Origin of the sequence: Pseudobythopirellula maris, from assembly GCF_007859945.1 — a bacterium.
GTDB lineage: Bacteria > Planctomycetota > Planctomycetia > Pirellulales > Lacipirellulaceae > Pseudobythopirellula > Pseudobythopirellula maris.
Genome location: NZ_SJPQ01000004.1, coordinates 352,774 through 364,149, shown reverse-complemented (window position 1 = coordinate 364,149; position 11,376 = coordinate 352,774). Strand labels below are relative to the sequence as shown.

The following is an 11,376-nucleotide window of genomic DNA, read 5'->3' as shown; positions in this document are numbered from 1 at the left end:
CGAAGGAACACTGCTTGAACCAGAATTGAAGTACATTTAATGAGCGCAAACAAATCCATCTAATGCACACCAAAGGCGACTGAATGCCCCAGTCCCCAGCGTCCCAAGCGCTCACATCCCAGGAACGCCAGTGGCTTAGCGACCTGTCGGAGCTCACACACTGCAATCCCTTCGAGCCGCGTCGGATCGAGCTCGAACGCGCTGTGCTGGGCGCCGATTTCGTCCCCGACGGCGGCGCCGCATGGAGCCTGAACGAGACGACTCTCCACGACGAGCGACCCAACGTCTTGCGGATCAACGCCCTCGCCCAGCAATGCCTGGACCGCCTCGGCTCGCAGCCCGAGCGGCTTGCTGCGCTCGGCGCCGACGACGCCGCACGGTACGACGACCTAGTGACCTACGCCCTGTACTACCGCCACCTGGCGGGGGCAAGGAACGCGGTGCTGGTCGCCCCATCAACCGACGCCGCCAGCCGCAAGTCGCTGGCCAAAGTCTGGCGCGCCCTCCGCGACGACCGCGAGCGATTGCTCGCGCCCATCCACCCCAAGGTGCGTGCGACGCTGACCGACACGCCCCATGTGTTCGCCTGCCTGCACCAGGTGCGTCGCGCCTTCACCCAGATATTCGACTGCTTGATCGGCGAGTCGGGGCCCGCCGCGCGGCTGCGGGCCCAGGTGTGGCAATCGATCTTCACGCACGACATGCATCGCTACCGCCGCACGCTCTTCCGCCGCATGGGCGACCTCTCGACCCTGGTCACGGGCCCTTCGGGCGCCGGCAAAGAACTGGTCGCCCGCGCGGTGGGCCTGTCGCAGTACCGCCCGTTTGACCCCGAGGGCGAGCGGCTCGTGAGCGACGCGTCTGACAAGAACGCGTGCGAGCCGTTTGTGGCGCTCAACCTCTCGGCCATGTCGCCCACGCTGATCGAATCGGAACTGTTCGGCCACCTACGCGGCGCGTTCACCGGCGCCGTGGCCGATCGAGCGGGCTGGCTCGACCTCTGCCCGCCCAGCGGCGCGGTGTTTCTTGACGAGATTGGTGAGCTCGACCCGGCGATTCAGGTCAAGCTGTTGCGGGTGACCCAGAGCCGCGATTTCTGCCGCCTAGGCGACAGCCGCCCGCGACGCTTCGAGGGCAAGCTGATCGCCGCCACCAACCGCGACCTCGCCGCCGAGATGCGCCAGGGAGCGTTCCGCGAAGACCTTTACTACCGGCTCTGCTCCGACAGGATCGTCGTCCCGTCGCTCCGTGAGCAACTCGACGACCGCCCCGAGGCGCTCGGCGGTCTCATCCGCTTCCTCACCCGCCGCGTGGTCGGCGCCGCGGGCGATAGCGACGATTGCGAGGCCGAGAGCCTGGCCCACGAGACAGAGACTTGGATCCGGGCCCATCTGCCGGCCGACTACGCCTGGCCCGGCAACACCCGAGAGCTAGAGCAGTGCGTGCGCAGCGTGCTGGTCCGGAGCGAATACCGCCCCCCCGAGTCGGCCGCGCCCCGCCACCGTGAGCCGTGGCTCGACAGCGCCGCACGCTGCGAACTGACAGCCGACGAGTTGCTCAACCACTACTGTCGCAAGGTCCACGCCCAGCAAGGGGGCTACGAACAAGCGGCCCGGCTGCTGGGCCTCGACCGCCGCACGGTCAAAACCCGCGTCGAGGCGGCCAACACCGGTCGCGACGATTGAACAACCGAGCCGCCAAGCAAACAATTGCCCACAAAAAGGCGGGCCCTCAACAGGCGGCCCCAAAACGCTATGCTGGAGAGCCCACGGCCGAGTGGCGGAATTGGCAGACGCTCCGGACTTAAAATCCGGTGGGGGGTAACCCTCGTGCGGGTTCGAGTCCCGCCTCGGCTACTTGGTATCAAAGGACTTACGTCGATTGCGGCGTGGGTCATTCTCTGCTCCAAAAACCGACTCGGAACAAATTCGGAACATCCGGGCGCCCACATGGCACTGGCGTTGATGGCCTCCAATCAGTCGCCGCCCTACGATTCACCCGCCACAACGCAATGGTGCGTACGGCGGGAGAAATCGGGATGGCAAGCCTGCACCGGGACAGCAAATCCCCCAACTTTAGCGTTCGGTTCCGCTTCGAGGGCCGCCAGTTCAACCGCTCGCTGGGGACCCCCGACAAACACAAAGCCACGGGCCACTGCTCACGCATCGAGGAGACGCTGCGTCTGCTAGAAAACGGGCGCATTGAGATCCCCGCTGGGGTCCGGGCCATCGACTTTATCCTCTCCGATGGGAAGGCCACAACGAAAGCAAAAGCGTCAGTGGCAATCGGGCTAACAGAGCTCTACGCCACGTACCAAGCCAGACTCCCTGAGGGCCGAAAGGAACCCTCTACTCTCCGCGGGGAGGCGCTCCACCTGAAGCACCTCAAGCGGCACATGGGCCCTCATCGCACGGTGCAATCGATCACCAAAGCGGACCTGCAAAACTTTGCCTCCAAACGCCTCAGCGAGACGCACCACGGCGAGCCTATTCAGCCCGACACCGTGCGGAAGGAGCTGGTCACCTTCCGCATGCTCTGGAACTGGGGGGTCCAAGAAGGGCTGTTGGTCGGCGTTTCTCCCACCAAGCACGTCGCGCTGCCGCTGACCGACGAGAAGCCGCCTTTCATGACAACGCGGGAGGTTCGGGCGATCGTCGCCCGCGGCGGGCTCAGCGAGCCAGAGGAGCGTCGGCTCTGGGATTCGGTCTACCTGGATACCGCCGAAGTCCGTGGGGCTTTAGAGCACGCCCGCGGGAACGCCAGGTATCCCTTCATCTACCCGATGCTGCTCTTTGTCGCTCACACCTCCGCCCGCCGTAGCGAGATGGTGCGATCGCTCATCGAGGACGTTGACTTCCGATCGAGGACGGTCCTGCTGCGCGAAAAAAAGAAGAGCCGCACGAAAGCGACGACTTACCGACGCGTCGACATGAGCCCCCTGCTCTACCAAGTGATGCAGGAGTGGATCGAGAGCCACCCCGGCGGCCAGCACACTTTCTGTCAGCTGAGGGGATACCGCCAAGTCACGCCTCTCACGGTTTGGCAGGCACAGCACCATCTCAAGCAGACGATGGCGAAGAGCAAGTGGGACTTCGTAACGGGGTTCCACGTCTTCCGCCATTCGTTCGCCTCTAACCTCGCGGGCGCCGGGGTCGACCAGCGGGTCATCGACGAGTTCATGGGGCATCAGACCGAGGAGATGCGGCGTCGCTACCGGCACCTCTTTCCGGCTCAACGAAGGGCGGCGATCGAGTCGGTGTTTGGGGCGGGCGCCGATAACGATCCGGAGTTGCGAGCTAGCTAGACCTTAGTTCCCTATGGCCCCGCCCTGCTGTCGAAAACTTGTTCCAGTCCCTTTGAACCTGATCGGCCTGATCGAGGACCGATTGCGATCCGGCGGGAAGAGCCTGTCGGCGCCCAAGATCCTCTATCAAGGCGTCCGCAATAAACAGCTTGTCGAGACAACCGATGGCCGGCTCGGCCTGAAAACCACCAATCCCGAGGGGACCAACGGATACCCGAGTCGGCTCGCACGCAGGCCGCTCAGGGAACTAAAAAGACTACCGGCTTCTAGCCGGTAGTCTTTTTAGTATTCTAATCGAAAGATGAGCGAACGCGGTCCGGAAGTGGACCTACGACGGGAACGTAGCTGCATAAGGAGGCGTCGTCCTGGCGGATTTGGCCAATTCTCCCAGGGGGGGTCAATTGAATGGCACTTAGCGAAGACCAGAACAGCCTCGCAAATACCACAGCTGATAGACGGTTTTGCGCAGCGACTAATCCGCTGAGGTGACGGGCACCGACGCGAGTTGGGGCTAGCCATAAGTCGCCTCGGGTGAGGCAACCTCGGCGGATTAGGAACCTGCCTAATTGCACGACAAGTCTTTTCGCAGAGACACCTCAGCGGTTTCGCAACGTGACGCTACGTGGCGAAAATGTGAAGCGCAAGAGGGCTAGAGCACCAAGGGCCCTTCGCTAAGAAACGCAGCCTAACCTCACCTCCGCTTCATCAGCCCAACGGCTGCCAAAGCCCCCATCAGCAACGAACTTGGCTCAGGGACGGTTGCCACGCGAAAACCAAAGCTGTAGTCCTCGAGCGTGGGGACGGGGATGCTCCGGGTGTCGGCCCGCAGGGAGATCGAGTTGCCGACCATCGAACCACCCCGCAAGACGCGGTAATAAGAACTGATGACCGCTTCGTTCCACTCAAACACGTTGCCGTTCTGATCGAACGTGCCGTAGGGGCTCGCGCTAGTAAGGCCCGCCGAGCCGACTGTCGTCACGTTGCCGTCCTGTCCGTTCCAGTCAGCGCCCTGGCTGTAGTTCACCACTCCCGCGCCCGGGTTGATGATGTCGCCCACGCTGTTGGCCATGGCGATGGTTGGCACGCTGTCGCTGCCAGTCGCGTAGTCAAAGTAGACGCCTGCCGTGCCGGCGGTGGCGTCGTGGTAGGCCGCCTTGTACCACTCGTCTTCGCTGGGGATCCAAAACTTGGCGTCTGCGGAGCGGACCTCGTCCAGGCCGCTGCCGATCGTGTAGGCGCCCGTCTCCGTGCCGCCGCTCCCTTGTCCGTTGTGCAGCCAGTTGGTGAACCGCATCGCGTCGAAGAACGAGACGTAGTTCACCGGCTTGTTGTCCATATTGGACTTGGTGGCGTAGGTGTAGCTCCCCGGCGCGCCGCTGCGGGTGATCCCGCCACGGGCGATGCTGCCCATTAAGGTGTTGTAGAGCGTGGGGTCGTCGCCGCCGAAGCTGTCGGTCGCGGCGACCGCATTGAGAAATTCCACGTACTGGGCGTTGGTGACTTCGGTCGTGCTGATCGCGTAGTTGTACGAGACCGCGCCGACGATCGCGTCGGGCCCGACACCGCCGGCGCCGGCGCCAGAGAGTTCACCGGCGTTGCCGGCGTTGCCGACGTGGGCGAAGTCGAAAGAGACCGTGCTGCCTGAGGCCGGCAGCACCGCCACGGCGGCCAGCAGGAGGGCGAGGATCAAGGTGCGGATCATTGGGAAGACGCTCCTGTTCGGGGTGGTGGATTAAGCCGATTGATGGTCCCCGAGAGTATAACCAAGCGCCCCCCCCCCCCGTGGGTAGCGCCGCCGAGAAAAATGGCGTGAATAATGCGTAAAGGAGCGGGGGCGTTACCTGCGTCGGTTGGACCAACCGCTGAGGTTGCGATCCCTGCCAAACTGCAGGCGGTGGTCCCGACCTCAGCGTCGGAGCACGGCCCAACCCGGTCGGACCTCCGGGCCACAGACCTTTGGCGAACCTGCTGCGGTATCGCATTTGGGAAGCGAATGAAAGCGGGCAAGCGGCGGCAGATCGGGCATGCGGTGCGATTCGCCTCATGCCGCGCCCGGCCCCTGGCGAGCGATCAAGCCGAAGACCGAATCGTGCAGCCGCAGCTCGCCCCCCCTCGCCCGGTTGACCATCCCGCGGAAATAGGCCGCCGGCTGTCGCACGGGCCCCTCCTCACGCAGCGCCGCTCGGTCCGTGACCAGCATGCAGATCGCCGCCCCTGAACGTCCGAGGACGCCGCAAGCCTCGCCCCAACTCGCCTGCGAGACCCCCAATTCACGCCGCAGGCGATCGGCAGCCTCAGCGACTTCGGCCCAGCCCATCGACCCCAGGTGGATGGGCAGGTGGCCGCGGAACCGATCACTGGCGATCGACGCGACCTGACGAAGCGTCACATGCTCGGCCCCCGAGCTGGAAACCGGTCCTTCGGGCGCCGGCCCCGCCGCTACGCTTCCCTGAAAGCCTTCGGCGGCTCGCCTACAGATATTGAAGGATTGATTGGTGTAGTTGTAGTGGGCGCACGAACGGGCGCTCGTGGACGAACCCTTGGGCGTTGTTGTGGCAACAGGATCGGGTGTGGAGGCCCCTTCGCGTTCTGCGTCCCCTACTCCCCTGGCGAGCATCAACTCGCTCAGCAGGGCCTTGTGCCGCCTCAGCAGGGCTCGCAGCTCTTCGAGCCTGATGTGGGTGCGGAGCTGGAACGCGATCCCTTGGTAGGCCCGCTCGAACGGCTCTTGCTCGGCCAGAACCCCCTCTTCCTCTCGCCACTCAAGCATCAGCGCACGGATCTGCCGGCGGCTCCAAGAGACCTGCCGCTTGGTCTCGTGCCAAGCACGGTTGTAGAGTTCCTTCTCGTGAAGCTTCGCTTCGAGTTCGGCACGGAGATGGGCCAGCGGGCTCAAATCCACACCGAACGCCCAAAGCAGGGCCCCCGTCGTCGGGTCGCGCTGCCCGAAACGCTTGCAGTTCCCCGAGTCCACGTACCCGATCGCCCCCAAATCGAAGAGCTGCTTCTCAAGCTTCTGGACTTGCCGTTCGGAGACGCCCAGGTCGAGCGCGGTCTTGGACAGCGATTGATAGACGATCGGCCTCCCCTCCTCCCAATCGATGTCCCGCGTGAACACGGTGAGGTAGTACTCGACGAGCTGGATCATCTTGGGCGTGAAGCCGGCGTCGCGGCCGGCACGCTTCACCAGCAGCAACAGGTCGAACCGCCCGAAGCCCGGCTCGAGCCCCGCGAACGCCTCACAGACTTCAAGCGACTGTCGGTAGCGGTCCGACGCGACGCGGCCTCCGCCGCCGCCGGGGCGGTAAGGAGAGGGATGGGAGGGTGGTTGGTCGGCGTGGGTTTCTGTGTGCTGCATTGTGGTTCATGAGCGGCCCTCCGCTGGCTCCGAAAAAAATTGTGCAAGAACCCGTTGCGAGCCACAGAAAGTGGTTGCAATCTTGCTTCGGTAGCGCTACGGTGAAATTGCACAGTCACCGAGCGCACGCTCAAGAAGTTCTTACGAAGCCGCCTTCCCGGGCGGCTTTTCTTTTCTGGCATGGCCTTGTTCGGGCGGCGCTCCTCCTTTGGGTTCGGTGGTAAGACTCCCTTGCCCGCTCATCGGGCAACGGAACGCTTTGAAGAAAAGCGGTAGAGACGCCGCCCGTCGATTGTCAGGCGGCTACGCAGTGACCCCGCGGGGCGAGAACGCCCAGAGAAAAATGGACGGGGTGATTAGCAGAGTGCCGATTCGTAGTGCGCATGTCAAGCAATAGCTGCACGGGCTGCAACACGAGCACCCGAACACCCCCGCCCGCTCGACGGTCTCATCCGTGGCCAGCCAATCGTGTCCGCGGCGCTCCGAGGGGCAGCGGCCGGGTGGCCACCGTGCGACACGCGCATGAACGACGCCCCTGCCCGCCCTGGCCGCCGCCACCCAGCGTGCGGCAGTCGCGCCCATGCCCACGCGGAGGGCGACCAGTGGGGCGGCCGTGGTGCAACATGGGCACCCGCCCGCGCCCTGCTCGTGCCCGGCCGGCCACCGGCGAAACCGCCGGCAAACCGATGCTTTCGGGGCGGGCCGGTGGGCGTTGGCGCGCCTGTTCACCGCCCATGCCCACTCTGCGCGGTGCAGCACCCTGGACGCCTCAGTCCGCCTGGGCGCCCTGCGCAGCCCGCCGAGCGGCCGCCCCGGATCGCCCGATACGAAAAGGGTTGCGCACGCCGCCGGAGTCGTAGTAGGGTGTCCATTGGCGCAACCACACACAGGGACCCAGAGGCAGTTGACCAGCACCCGATACTCGATCTCCGCGGCCAGCCGGATCACCGGCAAGAGCCGCGCCACCATCGCCCGCCACCTCAAGGCGAGCAAGCTCTCGTACGGTCTGGACAACGACGGCAACAAGTTGATCGACGCCAGCGAGCTGATGCGGGTCTACGGCGACGAGTGCGACTTCCAGCGAGAGCAGAAGAGGGGGCGGCAATCCGGAACGGGCCGTGTCGAATCGAAAGCCCCCCCCAACGACGCCGCGATCGACGCGGTCCGCGAACAGCTCATTAGCCAGTACAAGTCCCAGATCGACCACCTCCAGCAAGCACTCGACAAGGCCCAGGACGGCCAGAACCGGGTGACCCTTTTGCTTGAACAAAAGTCGTCGGAGCGGGATGATTGGCGGCAGTCGCTCGACGCGATGGGCAAGTCGATCGCAAATCGGACCGAATTGCAGATCAAGGAGTTGCGTGAGGGGCACGACCGAGAGATCAAGCAGCTCAGGCGGGCGTTGCACCAGGAACGCAGCAAGACGTTCTGGCAGCGGATGTTAGGGCGAAAGGGAAAGAAGAAAGGGAGTAGGGATGGACCGTGATTCGGAACTCGACGCCTTCAAGGCGCTCAACCTGAGCGTGATCGCCAGCGCCCACGGCTACGAGGTGGACAACAAGAAATCGACCCGCGCCTCGGTGCTCATGCGGAGCGGCGCGGACAAGATCGTGATCAGCCAGAGGGGCGGGCGGTTTGTCTACTTTAGCGTGAACGACCCGGCGTCGGCCGGGACCGTCATCGATTTTGCCCAGCGTGTGATCGAGCCGGGCTGCTCCCTCGGCCGTGTCCGTCAGATCCTGCGGCCGTTTCTCGGGGCTGGGCCAGCGGCGGCCTTCGATCGGCGACTAGCGGGGATTCCCCAGGCCGAGAACAATGCCAGCGAGCCCGACCCGATGGCGGTGGAGGCGAGGTACGCACGGTTCGCACCGATCGAGGCGTCTCCTGCGTACCTGTGCGAGGAGCGGGCGATCCCGATGTCGCTGCTGAGAGGCGAGCGTTTACGGGGGCGCGTCCGTTGCTGCCCGCGTCGCGGGTCGATCGTCCTGCCCCACTGGGGGACGGCCGACGCCTTCGACAGCCCTGAGCACGCCGTCACTGGTTACGAGATCAAAGGGCGTGGCGTGAACCTCTTCTCCAAGGGGGGCAAGAAAGGGCTTTGGACCTCGGCGGGCACGCCCGAGGACAAGGTGTTGGCGTTTGCCGAGAGCGGTCTCGACGCCCTCTCGTACCTAGCCGTGCGGGGCGAGGAGGGGGTGCGGGTGGCCTCGCTCAGCGGCCAGATGAACGCCGCGCAGCCAAAGCTGATCCGTACTGCGATCGGGGAAATGAAAGAGGGGGCCCAGATCGTGTCGGCTTTCGACAACGACATCGCAGGGGATGCTCTCACTGCCAAACTCGAAGAGATTGTGAACGCGGTAGGACGTGTGGACCTCTTGTTCGTCGATGACCGCCCGCAAATACGGGGGTACGACTGGAACCGTGTGGCTGTCGAATCGACATCCTTCAACCAGGCTATGAGGGGCAAAGCTCCTGGAATGCGACCATGACCGCCCCCGAATGGATCTCTTGAGGGGCAATTGTGCCAAGGGCGCTGCCTTCGATCGGGGCCCCAAGAAAGCCTGGGGGTCGAACTATCGATGTCAGCTACTCTAACCTAACACCGTACGCCTTCTCAGAGGGCTCTCGCTGATAGGATCCTGAGTCGACAAGAGTGACATTGAGGGTTAACGGATCGATTACGGCGAGCCGTCGCCAATAGGGTTTATTCGAGTCCCACCGCAGCCCTTCTTTCGAAATAACTGGGGTAGTTTTGCCCGGTCTGTAACCCACAAGCAACATCATGTTTCCTTCTTGGACCAGCATGGGGTAGCCGCCAATATTCTCGTGCAGGTCCACGGCATCTTCAAAATGCCTCGCCATGGTCACCTCATGCGTCTCCCCACCGATAGCGTAGGCGTGGATACTACCCTCCCTTAAGCCGATTGCAATCAAACGGTCAGCGGATTCACTCCAACCAATAGCCTCGATATTCGTGATCTCTGGCAGCTTCAGCACCCCCTGCACCTGGCCATCGCTAGCTCTAATCCACCAGATGGCGACTTCAAACTGAAGCGGTTTGATGGTTAGGCCACAGCCGGCGCATACCAGAGTGCCTCGGCGTTGATCCAGCGTTATCCCATGGATCCACGGGCGGGGTAGCTCGCCTTCGCCGCTGGCTCTCCATCCGCGCCCAACCGCCCATTTCAATTCTCCGCTACTACGATCGTAGCATCGGATCAAGCTCTTGTCTGAAGCCAAGTAAATTGCCCCATCGCCTCGAGGCGGCGTCGCCCAATGAAAGGCTTCGCGGCCGAGTGCTGTGTCGCGATTGAGCGTAAAAGTAGACGGCGGATCTTTTCGGAAAAGTTGTCGGAAGGGCGGGCTTCCTGAAGGACCTGAATTCGGGAACCAGACCTCATCGAGCCCGTCTAAGGGGGAGCTAGCAATGACGCTGGGCGTCTCCAATACCTTCGGAGCGATCGCGACCTTCTGACGCCCCACCGTTAGGACGCCCTCGGCAGGATCCGCTTTGAGCAGCCCGGCGGTGTCCTCGATCTTTTTGAAGTTATTAAGTCTAGAGTAGGCAAACAGCAGGGCGATGAGGAGCAAGCAGGCGGCGGAGGAGGCGAGGAGTGCGGCTGCCGGCGCCGGGTTGCGTCGGCACCAACGCCAGGCCCTCTGGACCGGTGGGGTGGGGCGTGCGAGGACGCTCTTACCGTCCAGCCACCGCGACAGCTCGTCGGCCACCTCGGTCGCCGATTGGTAACGCCGCTGCGGAGACTTCTCCAGACACTTCAGGGAGATCGTCTCCAGGTCACGCGGGACGGTGGCCCTGAGCTTGCGGGGGCTGGGGGGATCGTCTTCCAGCACCTGCTGCAGCAGCATGCGGACGCTGCCGCGGAACGGCCGCTCCCCCGTCAGCAACTCGTAGAGCACCACGCCGAGGGAGTAGACGTCGCTCCGCGCGTCGGTGGCTTGCGCTTCGCCCCGCGCCTGCTCGGGCGCCATGTACGCCGGCGTCCCGATGATGTGGCCGTCGATCGAAACCGTAATCTCGGCCGCGTCGCGTTTCGCGAGGCCGAAGTCCATGAGCCGGGGTTCGCCGTGGTCGCCGAGCATGACGTTGCCCGGCTTCAGGTCGCGGTGAATGACACCCTGTTCGTGGGCGTGCTGCAGGGCGTGGGCGATCTTGACGCCCAGTTCGGCCGCCTCACGGGGCGTCGGCTGCTGGTTCTTGAGCCGATCAGCGAGGGTGACGCCGCGGACAAACTCACTGACGATGTAGAGCAGGTCGCCGTCTCTGCCCACCTCAAACACCGGCACGATGCCGGCGTGGCTGAGCCGCGCGGTGTTCTGCGCTTCGCGGACGAACGCCTTCTCCTGCTTCTCGTCGAATTGCCCACGGCGGGGGATCTTCACCGCCACCGTACGGTCAAGCTTCGTGTCGTGCGCCTTCCACACCGAGCCAAACGCGCCCATCCCGACCCGCTCTGTCAGCCTGAAGTGGGCGACCGTAGCGATCTCCACCGTCCCCCCCTTGGGGCCGCCGACCAGGCTGAAGCCGCTGCCGCACGACGGACACGCGACGCTCGTCAGCTCCGCGTCCGCCGCTAGCTCGATCGCGTTCTGGCAGTGCGGGCACCGCAGGTGCAAGCCACGACCTGTCGCGGCCTCAGCGCCGGAAGTGTTCTGGTGACTTGCATACGGTTCATCTTGCATCAGGAAAACTCCT

Annotated in this window: 7 protein-coding genes and 1 tRNA gene; 5 read left to right on the top strand and 3 right to left on the bottom strand. The window is 64.0% G+C overall.

Annotated features, from left to right (window positions below):
- The first annotated feature begins 83 nt into the window (after nucleotides 1-83).
- The 3 genes from Mal64_RS17640 to Mal64_RS17630 all read left to right on the top strand — a co-directional run bounded on the left by Mal64_RS17640 (nucleotide 84) and on the right by Mal64_RS17630 (nucleotide 3,304).
- Entirely contained in the window at nucleotides 84-1,685 is a 1,602-nt protein-coding gene (locus Mal64_RS17640; RefSeq protein WP_146402777.1) for a sigma-54-dependent transcriptional regulator, read from the top strand.
- An 85-nt stretch (nucleotides 1,686-1,770) separates the two neighbouring features.
- Nucleotides 1,771-1,856 (top strand) — tRNA-Leu (locus Mal64_RS17635).
- A gap of 539 nt (nucleotides 1,857-2,395) precedes the next feature.
- Complete coding sequence (locus Mal64_RS17630) at nucleotides 2,396-3,304, top strand: tyrosine-type recombinase/integrase (RefSeq protein WP_197525854.1); 909 nt, start codon at nucleotides 2,396-2,398, stop codon at nucleotides 3,302-3,304.
- A gap of 691 nt (nucleotides 3,305-3,995) precedes the next feature.
- On the opposite strand, the gene Mal64_RS17625 is transcribed toward Mal64_RS17630, so the two are convergent.
- Both Mal64_RS17625 and repC read right to left on the bottom strand, forming a co-directional pair.
- Nucleotides 3,996-5,006, bottom strand: coding sequence for an SUMF1/EgtB/PvdO family nonheme iron enzyme (locus Mal64_RS17625; protein ID WP_146402772.1), 1,011 nt, complete (start codon nucleotides 5,004-5,006; stop codon nucleotides 3,996-3,998).
- 339 nt (nucleotides 5,007-5,345) lie between these two features.
- Nucleotides 5,346-6,662 carry a plasmid replication protein RepC gene (gene repC, locus Mal64_RS17620; RefSeq protein WP_146402770.1) on the bottom strand — a complete coding sequence of 439 codons (1,317 nt, stop codon included), beginning with the start codon at nucleotides 6,660-6,662 and terminating at the stop codon, nucleotides 5,346-5,348.
- A 904-nt stretch (nucleotides 6,663-7,566) separates the two neighbouring features.
- Between repC and Mal64_RS17615 the strand changes: the two genes are divergently transcribed.
- Nucleotides 7,567-8,148: a hypothetical protein gene (locus tag Mal64_RS17615; RefSeq protein WP_146402768.1), complete on the top strand. Its 582-nt coding sequence runs from the start codon at nucleotides 7,567-7,569 to the stop codon at nucleotides 8,146-8,148.
- A complete protein-coding gene (locus Mal64_RS17610; RefSeq protein WP_146402766.1) occupies nucleotides 8,138-9,151 on the top strand; it encodes a toprim domain-containing protein in 1,014 nt (337 codons plus the stop codon). Before Mal64_RS17615 ends, Mal64_RS17610 begins: the two co-directional genes overlap by 11 nt.
- 97 nt (nucleotides 9,152-9,248) lie before the next feature.
- On the opposite strand, the gene Mal64_RS17605 is transcribed toward Mal64_RS17610, so the two are convergent.
- Nucleotides 9,249-11,363, bottom strand: coding sequence for a serine/threonine-protein kinase (locus Mal64_RS17605; protein ID WP_146402764.1), 2,115 nt, complete (start codon nucleotides 11,361-11,363; stop codon nucleotides 9,249-9,251).
- Nucleotides 11,364-11,376 lie beyond the last annotated feature (13 nt).

Bases quoted from the DNA above. Each gene is read 5' to 3' on its own strand.
- Mal64_RS17640 (WP_146402777.1), top strand. From the start codon at position 84: ATGCCCCAGTCCCCAGCGTCCCAAGCGCTCACATCCCAGGAACGCCAG.
- Mal64_RS17630 (WP_197525854.1), top strand. From the start codon at position 2,396: ATGGGCCCTCATCGCACGGTGCAATCGATCACCAAAGCGGACCTGCAA.
- Mal64_RS17625 (WP_146402772.1), bottom strand. From the start codon at position 5,006: ATGATCCGCACCTTGATCCTCGCCCTCCTGCTGGCCGCCGTGGCGGTG.
- repC (WP_146402770.1), bottom strand. From the start codon at position 6,662: ATGCAGCACACAGAAACCCACGCCGACCAACCACCCTCCCATCCCTCT.
- Mal64_RS17610 (WP_146402766.1), top strand. From the start codon at position 8,138: ATGGACCGTGATTCGGAACTCGACGCCTTCAAGGCGCTCAACCTGAGC.
- Mal64_RS17605 (WP_146402764.1), bottom strand. From the start codon at position 11,363: ATGCAAGATGAACCGTATGCAAGTCACCAGAACACTTCCGGCGCTGAG.